We start from the raw sequence: 13861 nt of genomic DNA on the forward strand, positions 1-13861 counted from the left end.
GGCTTGCGTATACTGGCAGGCTCTTGGCCCAGATCAGGACACCCTGCCGATGTTGGAAAACAGCTTCGCCTTCCGCCTCAAGGAACTGCTTGAGCATCACAAGCTGACCCTGCAAGCCGTGGGCACGGCCTTGGGCATCTCGCGCACCGCGGTGCACAAGTGGACCCGTGGCGGCGAGATCGACTACGACAACCTACGCAAGCTGGCCGACTTTCTCAAAGTCAACTGGATCTGGTTGCGCTATGGCGACGAAGCCCTGCAGAACATCCAGCAACCGCAGGTGGTCGAGCTGCCGATGACCGACCTGCGCCGGCGCCTGACCGCCGAGATCATGGAGAGCGAAACGCGCATGAAGCTGGCCCAGGAAGGCGCGCGCATCGTCACCTGGGAGTGGAACCTGATCAGCGACGAAGTCACCTACTCGCCTAACGTCGAGCAGGTGTACGGCTGGCCGGTGCACCACAACGAAGACTTCTGGAAGCACCTGCCCGACGAAGACGTGCAGCGCATGCAGGCGATGTACGCCGAGGCGGTAGCCGAAGGAACGGGTTGTGAGTGCGACTTCCGCATCACCCGCCCCGATGGCGAAGTACGCTGGATTTCCTCCCGCGCCACCGTAGTGCGCGACAGCGCTGGGCGCTCGGTGAAAATGGTCGGTATAAGCATGGACAACACCGAACGTCAGGTGGCCCAACAGGCGCTGAGCCAAAGCGAGGAACGCTTCCGGGCGATCTTCGAACTCGCCTGGGGCGCCCTCGCCTACATCGACCCGGACGGCACCTGGCAGCGGGTCAACAACAGCCTGTGCGAGCTGCTGGGCTACCGCGCCGAAGAGCTCTACGGCATGACCTTCCAGCAGATCACCCACGCCGACGACCTGGCGCAGAACCTGCAGCTGTTACAACGCATGCTGACCGGTGAAACCGAGCGTTACGAGGTAGAAAAACGCGTGCGCCACAAAAACGGCGCGTACATCTGGGTGCGCGCCCGCACCTCGTTGCAGCGCCATGCCAATGGCGAGCCGGAACACCTGATCAGCGTGTTCGAAGACATCAGCGCCGAGCGCCAGGAACATGAACGGCTGCAGGCGCATATTGCCGCACTGGAGGCCCGGCTGGCCGCTTCGTAACCAACCCGAAATTTCAAAGCTGACGCGATCCCTGTGGGAGCGGGCAAGCCCGCGAACACGGCAGAGCCCGTGCCATCCACCGCAGTGCCTGTTGCGCGGGCATGCCCGCTCCCACAGGGGCGGCGATAGCTTCTAGATTTCCAGGTGATCGCCGCGCAACCAGTCGATAAACCGCGCAAACAACTCGGACTGCGAGTTGATCTCCAGCTTCAGGTACAGGTTCTTGCGGTGCATGCGCACCGTTTCAGGCGAGATACCCAGCTCTAGCGCAGTCGACTTCACCGAATGCCCGCGCAAGATCATGTGTGCCACCTCGCGCTCGCGGTCAGTGAGCACCTGGCAGCCAAAGCTATCAAATGCCGCCTGCAAGCCGCCGCGCTCAACCGATGCAGTGCCAGGCTCCAGGTTGTGTCGGGCATAGCGCCCCAGCAGTTCGCGCACCATCGGCTCCAGCGCCCGCAGCAGGTCGACCTGCCCGGCACTCAGGGGCGTACCGCTGCAACCTTGGAACAGGCTCAATGACAGCTTGCGACCCGCGCTGAGGTCGACGATGTAGTAGCTGTCTTCGCTGCAACCGGTGGCCAGGTAATAAGTCTTGTAGTAGTCGCTGTCGAAGAAGTTGTCGGGGGCGATTTCCTGCAGGTGGTAAAAGCCTTCGGCCAGGCCGCCTTGCACCGCCAGGCAGAACGGGTCGAGCAGGTAACCGGCGCTGAAGTAGCGTTCCAGCACAGCGGCGCGGTGCAGTTCGGGGATGCCTTGCTGGTACAACAGCTGCGGCGCCCGCCCCTGGCACTCCAGGCTGATCATCATCGATTCCACCTGTACCAGCTGGCCGATGGCAGCGGCCACATACTCCAGCGCCTCAGGCGTTTCGCTATTGGCCAGCGCGCGCTGCAACGCTGCATGCCATTGCTGCAGCGCGCCCATGGTGAGGGTAAGCGGGGTGTCGGGGGTGGCCTGGGTCATGCCCGGCAGTCTAGCCTGCCAGGCACGCCCCCGCACAGCCCTTTGCGCCAGGCTCATCGGCCCCGGTACAGGCCAAGCGCGGTGAGCTCGCGCGCGGTTTCGATGATGCACTGGCGCAGGGTCTCGACGATTTCATCCACCTGCGCATGGGTGATGATCAACGGCGGCGACATCACGTTCAGGTGCATGATCGGGCGTACCAGCAGCCCCTTGGCCTGGGCCTTGCTGTGGATACGTTCACCAATGTTAACCTCATCCGGGAACAGCGCCTTGCTGGCCTTGTCGGCCACGAACTCGACGCAGGCCATCAGCTTCATGCAACGCACATCGCCCACCAGCGGCAACTCGCGCAGGCTTTGCAGGCGTTGTTCCAGATAGCTGCCAACGTCCTTGACGTGATCCAGCAACTGCTCGCGCTCGATGATCTCGATGTTCTTCAGCGCCGCCGTGCAGCACACCGGGTGACCGCTGTAGGTGAAACCATGGGTGAAGCAACGGCCCTTGCCCGGCTCGGCGATAACCTGCCAGATGCGCTCGGAGAAAATGCACGCGCCCAGCGGCAGGTAGGCCGAGGTCAGGCCCTTGGCGGTGGTGATGAGGTCGGGGGTAACGCCAAACAGTTCCTCGCTGGCGAAGAAGGTGCCCAGGCGCCCGAACGAGGTCACCACCTCGTCGGCGACGAACAGGATGTCGTAGGTCTGGCACAGCTGCCACATGCGTTCGAAATAGCCTTTGGGTGGAATGATCACCCCGCCCGAGCCCATGATCGGCTCGGCGAAGAACGCTGCCACGTTGTCAGCGCCCAACGACAGGACCTTGTCCTCGAACTCGGCCACCAGGAAGTCGAGGAACTCGGCCTCGTCCATGTCGTCCGGCGCGCGGTACGGGTTGGGGTTGGAGACGTGGTGGATCAGGTCATGGTGATAATCGAACTCCGGCACCCGGTCGGCGGCCTTGTTGCCGATCGACATGGTCAGGGTGGTGGAGCCGTGGTAGGCGTTGTAGCGGGCAATGATGTGCTTCTTATGTGGCTTGCCGCGGCAGTTCTGGTAGTACTGGATCAGCCGGTAAGCGGTGTCGACAGCGGTCGAGCCGCCGGTGGTGAGGAACACATGGTTCAGGTCGCCAGGGGCCAGCTGCGCCAGTTTCTGGCACAGCTCGATGGCCACATCGTTGGCCATGTCGGAGAACGGGTTGGAATAGGCCAGTTGGCGAACCTGGTCGGCGATGGCCAAGGCCATTTCCTCACGGCCCAGGCCGATGTTGGTGCACCACATGCCGCCAACGGCATCGAGGAAGCGGTTGCCGTGGGTGTCGCGAATGTACGCGCCCTCGCCGGCGACGATGTTCAGTGCGCCTTGCTCGCGGTGTTCGTCGAACACATGGTAGCCGTGCATGTAGTGGGCCTTGTCGGCTTCCACCAGCGGGTCGTGGGCGATGGCGAATGCGTTGCTTGGGGTGGCCATGGGCAGCTCCTTGGCGGGAATCGTTGGGCAGTATTCAGAAACCGGTCTTGACCGTGCTCCAGACCCGGGTAATGGCGCGCATGTCCTTGGGGCTCTGGGTTTTCTGCGCGAACAGGCGTTCGCGGGTGGATGAATCTGGGTAGATCGCCGGGTCCTGGCGGATGTCGTCACGCACCAGTGCAGTGGCGGCGGCGTTGCTGTTGGCGTAGTGGATGTAGTCGGTGACCTTGGCCATGGTCTGCGGCTGCAGCAAAAACTCGATGAAGCGGTGGGCGTTGGCCGTGTGCGGCGCATCCTTGGGGATGTACAGGTTGTCGAACCAGATCAACGAGCCTTCCTGGGGGATGAAGAACGACAGCTTGATGTCCTTCTTCGCCTCCACCGCCCGGGCCTGGGCGGTGGCGTAGTCGCCGGACCAGGTCAGTGCCAGGCAGACATCGCCGTTGGGCAGGCTGGTGAGGTAGTTGACCGAGTCGAACTTGCGAATGTAGGGGCGGATGCTCAGCAGCAGTTGTTCGGCGGCCTTGAGGTCGGCCGCAGATGCGCTGCGCGGGTCCTTGCCCAGGTATTGCAGGGCGAGCGGGATGACCTCGGTGGGCGCGTCCATCAGGGTGACGCCACAGTCGGCGAAGCGCGAGACGATCTTGGGGTCGAACAGCATGGCCAGCGAGCCGATGGGGGCGTCGGGCATGCGTGCGGTGATCTTGTCGACGTTGTAGGTGACCCCCGAGCTGCCCCAGGTGTAGGGCGCCGAGTACTTCAGGCCAGGGTCATAGCCTTGCAGGTTGTTGACGACTTGCTGGTCGAGGTTGTGCCAGCTGGGCAGCTGCTGCTTGTCCAGCGCCTGGAACACGCCGGCACTGATCAGCGGGGGTACCAGGGAGGCGTTGAGCATGACCAGGTCGTAGCCGGAACGGCCGGTGAGCAGTTTGGTCTGCACCGTTTCGTAGCCATCGAAGGTGTCGTAGATGACCTTGATGCCGGTGGCCTTCTCGAAGTCGGCCAAGGTGGTTTCGCCGATGTAGTCGGTCCAGTTGTACAACCGCAACGTGTTGCCGCTGTCTACCGCTGCCGCCTGGGCGAGGCTGGCGCCAGACACCAGCAGCAGACCACCCATCACCTTCAGTACCTTGCGCATGGCAACTCCATCGTGTGAATGCTCCGGTTCGAGCCGTTGGGTTCACTATCGGGGGATTTGCCGAGGGGGAACATACCCCGAATGTGTGGGTGGTCGTTTTTGGCATACGGCATTGCCAGGTTTGCGCAATGTCGTATGCCGATAACAGGTTGGGGCCGCGTTGCGGCCCCAAGGGTTGGTACAGGAGAAAGATCAGGTCAGCGGGTACAGCGCCTCATCGAACTGCGCCAACCGCGGGAACACCAGCGGCTGATCATCCGAGAGCTGCTCCAGCCGCTGTCGGTACTGCTGCAAGAAGCCCTGGCGCGCCTCATCGCTGATGTACGGCACATGCCAGGCCACGAACGGGGGCAACACCTCGAACCCCACGTAGGCCAGGGTACCCCGCAGAATCGGCCGCAACATGTCTTCCAGCGGCCCATGAATCGCCCCTTCGCCAAACATGTGCTCGCGCCCGCCGAGGGTCACGGTCACCAGCGCCTTCTTGCCCGCCAAACCGCCCTGGTCGTAGAAGCGCTTGCCGCCATAGCACACCCCTGACACCAGCACCCGGTCGATCCAGCCCTTGAGCATGGCCGGCGCCGAGAACCAGAAGATCGGGAAGTTAAGCACCAGCAGGTCAGCCCACAGCAGCTTGTCCAGCTCCTGCTGGATGTCCTCGGCAATGGCACCGCGCTTGACCCCCTGGCGTTGCTCCAGGGCATACACCAGATAGTCCGGGTTCTCACGATGGGTAAAGTCTTCGGCACTGGCCACCGGGTTCCAGCCCATGGCGTACAAGTCGCTGACTTGCACTTGGCGGCCCTGGGCACGGAAGGTTTCCACGGCCTGGTCGCGCAGTGCGGCGGTAAACGATTGTGGCTCGGGGTGAGCGTGGACGATCAGTACATTCACTTGTGTTCTCCTTGCACAAAACAGGATGTTTGGCCGCCGTCGCTTAGCCTTGCATCAACTCGCCGGCACAGCGTGCGATGCGCTGGCAGGCATCGACCAACGCCTCGTTGCCCAGCACCAGCCCCAGGCGAATATGCCCGGCGGCGCTGGGGCCAAAGGCTTCGCCGGCCAGTACCGACACGCCCTGGCTGTCCAGCAGGCGGTCGGCGAAGGCCTGGGCACTGAGGCCGGTTTCGCGGATATCAACCATCACGAACATGCCACCATCGGGCTTCAACGCCTTGAGGCCCGGGCAGCCAGCCAGTTGCTCGCACACCAGGTCTCGGCGCTGGCGATAGGCCTCGCGCATGGCGTCCAGTTCTGGTAGCTGCTGCTCCAGGGCCACCACCGCAGCGTCCTGAATGAAGTCAGGCAAACCGTACAGCATGCACAGGGCGAGGTTTTCCAAGTGCGTGGCGAGTTCCTCCGAACCGACCACCCAGCCCATCCGCCAGCCGGTCATGGCATGCGATTTCGACAGGCTGTTGAGGGTGGCGGTACGTTCAGCCATGCCCGGCAGGCTGGCTGGACTCACATGTTCACCCTCGTACAGCAGCTCGCTGTATACCTCGTCGGAAATCAGCCACAGGTCATGGGCGATGCACAATTCGGCGAGTGCTTCCCAGGTCGCACGGGGCAGGCTTGCACCCGAGGGGTTGTGCGGGCTGTTCAGGGCCAGCGCGCGGGTGCGCGGCGTGATGCGCTCGGCCACGTCTCGCGGGCAGACGCGAAAACCGTTCTCCGGCTTGACCGGCACCGGTATCACCTTGGCACCACAAGCACCGAACACGGCCTCGTACGTGACATACATGGGCTCGGCAACGATCACCTCGTCGCCCGGGTCCAGCACGCACTGGGCCACGCAGTACAGCGCGCACTGGGCACCCGCCAACACGGTCACTTGGTCTGCGCTGACCGCCTGGCCGCTACGCTGCCGGTGGCGGTTGGCGATGGCCTGGCGCAGGGCCAGCTTGCCGCGCACATCGGCGTAATGGGTGTGGCCCGCTCGCAGGCTGTCGATGGCCGCCTGGACAATCGGCGCAGGGGTGTCGAAGTCCGGGTCACCCACCGACAGCAACAGGATGTCCTTGCCCTCGGCCTGCAGCGCCAGGGCGCGGTAGTGAATGTCCCAGGCCGCAGCCCCGTCGCCGGCGATGCGTTGGGTGAGCGTGGCGTAGCGCATGGCAATCTCCCTTCAATGGCGGGTTCAGTCGACGAGGATCTTCGGGTTGGAACTGCCCCACACGGTGTACAGGTCGGCGAGCAACGCGCCGTTGATGTCTTCCATTTCGGCCTGGGTGATCTCGCCCCCGGCCTGCTTGCCGAACAGCACCACTTCGTTGCCCCCTTTCACATCCGGGAAGTCGGTGACATCGACCATCAGCGTGTTCATCGACACCTTGCCCACCACCGGTACGCGGTGGCCATTGATCAGCACATGGCCCTTGTTGGTAAACGCCCGACGGTAACCGTCGGAGTAACCAACGGTGATGTTGGCCAGCCGCGAATCACGGGCCAGGGTGTAGGTGCGGTCATAGCCGACGGTGTTGCCGGCCGGGTAGCTGTGCACGGCGGCCACACGCGACTTGAACTGCATGGCACGCTGGTACTCGGTGTGGCTCGGTACCGTGTCACCGAACAGCGCGCCACCGGTGCGCACCATGTCCAGGCGTGCCTCCGGCACCTCCAGCGTAGCGAACGAGTTGGCGGCGTGCAGGGTGAGCTTGCTGCGGTCGAGCTTGGCGTGCTTGATCAGCCAGTCAGTCTGCTCGTTGAACGCTGCCAGGCCCTTGCGCACATCGTCCTTGTCTTCCACCGCAAAGTGGGTCATCAGCGCGACCAGCTTGAGGTGTTTCTGGTCAGTGATCTGCAGCGCTTCGCCACGGCCGGACCAGGTGCTCATCTCCACCCCGTTGCGGCTCATGCCGCTGGAGTTGAGCGCCAGGTGGATGCGCAACGGCTTGCCATGGCGCTCGGCGATGGCGTCGAGCTGGCGGGCGAATTCGGCACTGCCCACCAGTTCTTCCATGTCGTACTGCAAGGCGTCCTCCACTTCGCTGAGGCTGGCCAGGCGTACCCGCACCAGTTGCCCGGTGAAGCCACTGGCGCGGACCACGCGGGCTTCCTCGTTGCTCGCCACCGCCACGCAGGGCACGCCCTGGGCAATGATCGACGGCATCACCAGGCCGACACCGTGGCCATAGGCATCGGCCTTGAGCACGGCACACAGCTTGGACTTGCCGGCCAGTTCGGCCTGCAAGGTGCGGATGTTGTGTTGCAGGGCGCTGGCGCTGATTTCGACCCAGGCGTTGCTGTTTTGCACGGTCAAGGCGGTGGTGCCGTTGTCCATCGACAGCGGCGGCGCGGCGTACAGCGGAGCCTGGCCAGTGATCAGCAGGGCCAGGGAAGCGGCCAGAAGGGTACGGCGAAATGGCATGGTGGTTTCTCTTGTTATGGGTGTTGTGCGCGGTTTAGCGCACACAGGTGTGTTTGAGTTCGATAAAGGTCACGCCAGGTGTGGCGAAGCCAATGGCCAGGTCGGCCTGCAGCGCGTCCAGGTCTCGCGGCTGGCGCACTGCGCAACCAAAGGCGCGGGCCAGGCCGATGAAGTCCGGGTTGCGCGGCAGTACGCCGACCGGCTCGATGTCCAGGCCGAGCATGTCGTCACGGATCTGACCGAGGGCGTCATTGTTCCACAGCAGCACGACCAGCGGGCGGTCCAGTTCTTCGACCGCAGTGGCCAGTTCCTGGGCGGTGTAAAGAAAACCGCCGTCACCCACCAGCACCAGGCCTGGGCGGTGATCGGTGGCGAGCATGCCGCCGATGCCGGCCGGCACGCCGTAGCCGAGGGTGCCGTAGCCGGTGGGGTGCAGCCAGCTGCGTGGCGCCCGGCTGGCGAAAGCGTAGTTGCCGGTGTAGGCCAGCTGGGTCATGTCGCTGCTGATGAACGCATCGTCGGGCAGCACGGCGGCAATGCGGTCCAGAATGGCCTGGTGCGTGGCCTGCAATGGCGCATGCCCGTTGCGAATGGCCTGGCGCAGGTTGGCCACGGCTTCGTGGGCCTGAGCCGGTTCGCGGGCGAGCTCCGGCAGGTGGTCGAGCAAACCGCACAGGGTTTGCCGGGCATCGCCGTGCAGGGCCATGGCACAGGGGTAGAAGTCGTTGAACTTACGCGGATCGATGTCCACGCGCAGCAGTTCACCCGTGATCGGCAGGCGCTCGCGCCAGAAATCGGTGTCGGCCATTTCGGTGCCCACGGCCAGCACCACATCGGCCTCGCTGATGAGTTGCCAACCGGGCTCCACGCACAGGCTAGAGCCGGCATTGAGAGGCGCATCCGGTGGCAGCAGGCCCTTGCCGGCCACGCTGGTGAACACCGGTGCCGCCAGGCGCGTGCTCAACTGCGCCAGAGGCTCGGCAGCGTGCAGCGCCCCCCCGCCGGCGATGATCATCGGCCGCTTGGCCGCCGCCAGCTTCAGGGCCGCCCGGTCGAGGGTTTCCCGGCACGGCTGGCCACGGCCGGGGCGGCGCACCACCTCATTGCTCCAGTCGCGGCTTACCGGCGCGGCCAGCACGTCCAGTGGCACCGAAATGTGCACCGGGCGCGGCCGTTCGCTGTCGAACACGGCCCAGGCGCGGGCGATCAGCTCGGGCAGGTCTTCGCCGCGCAGGGCCACAGCGGAAAACGCGGTGATCGGCGCGGTCATGGCGCGCTGGTCCTGGGTTTCGTGCAGGCAGCCCCAACCCTTGCCCAGGCTGGCGGTGTGGTTGACGCTGGAAATCACCAGCATCGGGATGGAGTCGGCATAGGCCTGGCCGATGGCGGTGGCGGCGTTGGTCACGCCGGGGCCGGTGATGACAAAGCACACCCCAGGCTTGCCACTGACCCGCGCGTAGCCGTCGGCCATGAAACCGGCGCCCTGCTCGTGGCGCGTCAGCACATGGCGGATGCCACTGCCCGGCAGGCCACGGTACAGCTCCAGGGTATGCACGCCGGGGATGCCGAACACGGTCTGCACGCCGTAATTGGCCAATAGCCGTACCAGCGCCTGACCGGCAGTCATGCTGTGGTTATTCATGTCGTTCTCCTTACGCCTGGCCGAGACGGATCAACGCGTCGACCGCAGTGGTGCCGCGGGCACCCACCATCAATGGGTTCACATCCAGTTCCAGCAGGTGCCCGGCGTTTTCGCAGGCGTAGTCGGCCACCGCGCGGATGGCTGCAACCAGGGCGTCGAGGTCCGCAGCCGGGCGACCACGGAAGCCTTGCAGTAGGCTGGCGCTGCGCAGATTCAGCAGTGCGGCACGGATGGCGCTGTCGGTGGTGGGCAACAACAGGCTGACACTGTCTTTGAGCAGCTCGACCAACACGCCTCCGGCACCCATCACCAGCGCCAGGGCGAAGTCGTGCTCACGCTTGATGCCAACGATCAGCTCGGCCAGCGGCGGCTCGGCCATGGGTTCGAGCAGTACCTGGTCGAATGCTACGTGCGGGGCGTAGGCGGCGATGCGCTGGCGCATCTGCACCAGTGCGGCTTCCAGCGCAGCAGCATCGCGCAGGTTCAGCGCCACCGCACCGGCTTCGGTCTTGTGTGGCAACTGCGCGCTGACGGCCTTCAGCACCAGCGGGTAACCCACGCGTGCGGCGTCTGCCACGGCACGCTCGGGCGTGCTCAGTACGCCCGCTGGCACCGGCAAGCCAAAGGCCCGCAGCGCTTGCTTGGATTGCCATTCATCCAGCAACTGGCTTTCGCCCGTGAGCGCCTGCGGGCATAACGGGACCTGTGCGGTCTCGCCCTGTTCCAGCAGCCGCTGGCGGTTGCGTTGGTAGCCGACGATGCGGCCCCAGGCCGCCAAGCCGTCCTCCACACCCTGCAAGGCAGCGATGCCATGTAAATGGAGGCGCTCACGTGCGCTGGCGGGTAGCAGCTCCGGGAAGGCCGAGGTAACGAAGCCAATCTTGCCGTGGCGTTCCAGCGCATCGCAGTACAGCCCCAGCAACAGGTCGCACTCCTTGCGTTCGCCGGTAAATGCTGCCGGGTAATCCAGCACCAGCATGGCCGCATCGGCTGCGCCGCTCATCGTGCTGTCGAGCATGCGTTGCAGGGCGGCTTCATCGCCCCAGATGGCCGTGGTGAAATCCAGCGGGTTGACCAGGTTGGCATAGGCTGGCAGCACGTCGGCCAGTGCAGTCACCTGTTCTTGTTGAAGGCTTGGCAGATTCAGCTGGTTGCGTTCGGCATAGTCGGCAATCAGGCCGGCATCGCCGCCTGAGCAGGCCAGCGCGATCAGTTCACCGCCTGCCGGCAGACGCCCGCAAGCGGCGGCCTTGAGGGTTTCGACAAAGCTGACCGGGCCACTGACACGGATCACCCCCAAGCGCTGGAACAGGCTGTCGTACAAGGCATCGGAGCCGGACAACGAGCTGGTGTGGCTGAGCGCCAGTTCAGCACCGATCTGCGACACGCCCGTTTTCAGGGCAATGATCGGCGTGCCCTTCTGCAGCGCTTTGTGAGCGGCACGCGCGAAGCCCGGCACGTTTTTCAGGCCTTCCAGATGCAGGCCGATCGCCGTTACCCGTGGGTCGTCAAGCAACACGTCCATCAACTCGGCCACACCCAATTGCGCCTGGTTACCGACCGAGGCCATGTAGGCCACCGGCAGCGAGCGGTCGCTCATGGACAGGTTGTAGGCAAAGTTGCCGCTCTGGGTGAGAATCGCCACACCCTTTTCCACCTGTTTACCACCATGGGCCACCGGCCACAGGGCGGCCCCGTGCAGGTAGTCGAGCAGGCCGTAACAGTTGGGGCCGAGCAAAGCCATGTCGCCAGCAGCATCAAGCAGGCACTGCTGCAACTGGCGGCCCTCCTCGCCACATTCGGCAAAGCCCGAGGCATAGCAGATGGCGCCACCGGCCCCGCGTGCAGCCAACTCGGCCACACACTGCAAGGTCAGCTCGCGGTTGGTGGCGATGAACACCGCGTCCGGGGCATAGGGCAAGTCGGCCACACGCGCTACGCAAGGGATGCCCTCCAGGCTTTCGTGCTGCGGGTTGACCAGCCACAGCTCGCCGCCAAAGCCCCCTTCAGCGCAACGCTTGAGCGCCCGCGCCATGCTGCGCCCGCCCACGAAGGCCAGGTGCCGGGGCGCCAGCAGGCGCTTGAGGTTGTCACGAATCGATTGCGACATGTGCGTTCTCCAGGCCGGTCAGCGCAACAGCGGGCGCAGCAGTTCACGGGCGATGATGTGCCGCTGGATTTCCGAGGTGCCCTCCCAGATGCGCTCGATGCGCGCATTGCGCCAGATGCGCTCGACCGGCCCTTCATCCATCAGGCCCATGCCACCGAAGATCTGCACGGCTTCGTCGGCCACCTTGCCCAGCACTTCACTGGCGAACAATTTGGCCATGCCGGCCTCGCCATCGGTCATGCTGCCCTGGTCCATCCTCCAGGCAGTGTGCAGGGTGAGCATTTCCGCAGCGCGGATCTGCGTGGCCATGTCGGCCAGCTTGAACGACACACCTTGATAGCTGCCAATGGCCTGGCCGAACTGCTTGCGGTCGGCGGCCCATTGCAGCGACAGGTCGAGGGCCCGCTGGGCCTGGCCTACGCAGTTGGCGGCCACCATCACCCGGCCGGCGGTGAGCCAGGCGTTGGCCACTTCCCAGCCTTTGTCGACTTCACCCAGCACCTTGCTGGCCGGCACCCGGCAATCGTCGAAGAACAGCTCATACGTGTGATAGCCGCGGTTGCTCACGCACTTGGGGCCACGGCGGATGGTCATGCCCGGCGTACCACGGTCCACCAGGAAGGCCGTGACCGCGTTGCGCTTGCGCCCGTTGTGCTCGTAGGTGTCGGTGACGGCAAAGACAATGGCGAAGTCGGCATGGCCCGCGTGGCTGATGAAGTGCTTGCTGCCATTGATGACAAAGTCATCGCCCTGGCGCACGGCGCGGGTCTTGATGGCGTTGGCATCAGAGCCGGCCCCCGGCTCGGTGAGGGCGAAGCAATCGGTTTTCTCGCCCTGTACGCAGGGCAGCAGGTAGTCGTTGATCTGCTCATCTTTACAGGCCATGAGGATTTTCGAAGGCCGGGCAACGAACACATGCAGCGCCCAGGACACCTTGGACAGCTCGCGTTCGATCAGCGCTTGGGACAGGTAGTCCAGGCCACCGCCGCCGACTTCCTCGGGCATGTTGAAGGCGTAGAACCCGGCAGCGAGGGCTTTGCCACGGATCTGCGCGGCCAGTTCCGGGGGCACGGCATCGGCACGGTCCACCGCTTCCTCATGGGGCTGCAGCTCTTTAGCAACAAAGCTGCGTACCGCTTCCACCAACATTTCTTGTTCTTGGGTCAGTTGGAAATTCATCTGCGAAGGTCCTGGTCAGGGTCTGTATCGGGTTACTGGCCGGTGAAACGGGGGGCGCGACGTTCAACCGAGGCTTGCAGCGCCTCGGCGCCGTCCTGGCTACGGCCACACAGCAGGCCGGCATGGCGCTCGGCTTCCAGCTGTTCGGGCAGGGTGCGCCGGGCGCCGTCGCGGATCAGCCGCTTGGTTTGCGCGTAGGCAAAGGTCGGGCCGTTGGCCAGGCGCCCGGCCAGGTCGGCGGCTACGGCGGGCAGTTGTTCGTCAGGGCACACTTCGCTGACCAGCCCGGCTGCCAGGGCGCGTTCGGCGCCCCACAGTTCATCGAGGAACAACAGGCGCTTGGCCTGTTCGCTGCCGATCAGCCGAGGCAGGTGCCAGCTGGCGCCGGCATCGGGGCTGTAGCCCATGCTGGTGTAACCGGCCTTGAAGCGCGCCGAGGCGGCGGCTATGCGCAGGTCGCAGCACAGGCTGAGGTCCATGCCCCCGCCCACGGCGGTGCCGTTGATGGCAGCGAGGGTGGGCTTGTCGAGGCTGTGCAAGCGCAACATCAGGGCGTGGGCGGTTTCGGTCCAGCCATAGGTTTCCAGGGTGCCTGCGGCCTCGGCGGCGGCCCACTCGGCCAGGTCGGCACCGGCGCAGAAGCTGCGGCCGCTGCCGGTCAATACCACCACGCGTACGGCCGGGTCGCCGTTGTGGCTGTCGAGCAAGGCGTGCAGCTGCTTGAGGGTGGAGATATCCAGCGCGTTGCGCTGCTCGGGGCGGTTGAGGGTGATCCAGGCAACGCCGGCTTCGACCTTGCTCAACAGAGACGACGACGGGGTGGTCATGTGGGCCTCGGTATTGTTGTGTCTATTTGAGGGG

The 13861-nt window shown here is 64.7% G+C and carries 11 protein-coding genes; 1 reads left to right on the forward strand and 10 read right to left on the reverse strand.

All coding sequences use genetic code 11. The features are described 5' to 3' along the window. Window positions 1-49: 49 nt before the first annotated feature. Entirely contained in the window at window positions 50-1129 is a 1080-nt protein-coding gene (locus tag ACF8MI_RS01670) for a helix-turn-helix transcriptional regulator (RefSeq protein WP_060497139.1), read from the forward strand. 132 nt (window positions 1130-1261) lie between these two features. Here the strand turns inward: ACF8MI_RS01670 and ACF8MI_RS01675 are convergent, their stop codons facing one another. From ACF8MI_RS01675 to ACF8MI_RS01720, 10 genes are all read right to left on the reverse strand, one after another. Continuing rightward, window positions 1262-2095: a helix-turn-helix transcriptional regulator gene (locus ACF8MI_RS01675; protein WP_223623931.1), complete on the reverse strand. Its 834-nt coding sequence runs from the start codon at window positions 2093-2095 to the stop codon at window positions 1262-1264. 53 nt (window positions 2096-2148) lie between these two features. After that, a complete protein-coding gene (locus ACF8MI_RS01680; protein WP_060497120.1) occupies window positions 2149-3561 on the reverse strand; it encodes an aminotransferase in 1413 nt (470 codons plus the stop codon). A 34-nt stretch (window positions 3562-3595) separates the two neighbouring features. Continuing rightward, window positions 3596-4699: a polyamine ABC transporter substrate-binding protein gene (locus tag ACF8MI_RS01685; RefSeq protein WP_060497121.1), complete on the reverse strand. Its 1104-nt coding sequence runs from the start codon at window positions 4697-4699 to the stop codon at window positions 3596-3598. 192 nt (window positions 4700-4891) lie between these two features. Next, window positions 4892-5593 carry an NAD(P)H-dependent oxidoreductase gene (locus ACF8MI_RS01690; RefSeq protein ID WP_060497122.1) on the reverse strand — a complete coding sequence of 234 codons (702 nt, stop codon included), beginning with the start codon at window positions 5591-5593 and terminating at the stop codon, window positions 4892-4894. Window positions 5594-5636: 43 nt separating this feature from the next. Continuing rightward, window positions 5637-6815 carry a pyridoxal phosphate-dependent aminotransferase gene (locus tag ACF8MI_RS01695; protein WP_060497123.1) on the reverse strand — a complete coding sequence of 393 codons (1179 nt, stop codon included), beginning with the start codon at window positions 6813-6815 and terminating at the stop codon, window positions 5637-5639. Window positions 6816-6839: 24 nt separating this feature from the next. Further along, on the reverse strand, window positions 6840-8069 hold the full coding sequence (gene alr / locus ACF8MI_RS01700) for an alanine racemase (protein ID WP_060497124.1): 1230 nt from the start codon (window positions 8067-8069) through the stop codon (window positions 6840-6842). A gap of 34 nt (window positions 8070-8103) precedes the next feature. Continuing rightward, a complete protein-coding gene (locus ACF8MI_RS01705) occupies window positions 8104-9711 on the reverse strand; it encodes a 5-guanidino-2-oxopentanoate decarboxylase (protein WP_104834558.1) in 1608 nt (535 codons plus the stop codon). Between the two features lie 10 nt (window positions 9712-9721). Continuing rightward, window positions 9722-11821: an acetate--CoA ligase family protein gene (locus tag ACF8MI_RS01710; protein WP_200929433.1), complete on the reverse strand. Its 2100-nt coding sequence runs from the start codon at window positions 11819-11821 to the stop codon at window positions 9722-9724. A gap of 18 nt (window positions 11822-11839) precedes the next feature. Then, entirely contained in the window at window positions 11840-13000 is a 1161-nt protein-coding gene (locus tag ACF8MI_RS01715) for an acyl-CoA dehydrogenase family protein (protein ID WP_200929434.1), read from the reverse strand. Between the two features lie 32 nt (window positions 13001-13032). Continuing rightward, the gene (locus ACF8MI_RS01720; RefSeq protein ID WP_200929435.1) at window positions 13033-13827 is read right to left on the reverse strand and encodes an enoyl-CoA hydratase/isomerase family protein; all 795 of its coding nucleotides are present in this window, start codon (window positions 13825-13827) and stop codon (window positions 13033-13035) included. Between the last annotated feature and the right edge of the window lie 34 nt (window positions 13828-13861).

It is taken from the genome of Pseudomonas sp. yb_9 (genome assembly GCF_043103635.1).
Classification (GTDB): domain Bacteria; phylum Pseudomonadota; class Gammaproteobacteria; order Pseudomonadales; family Pseudomonadaceae; genus Aquipseudomonas; species Aquipseudomonas monteilii.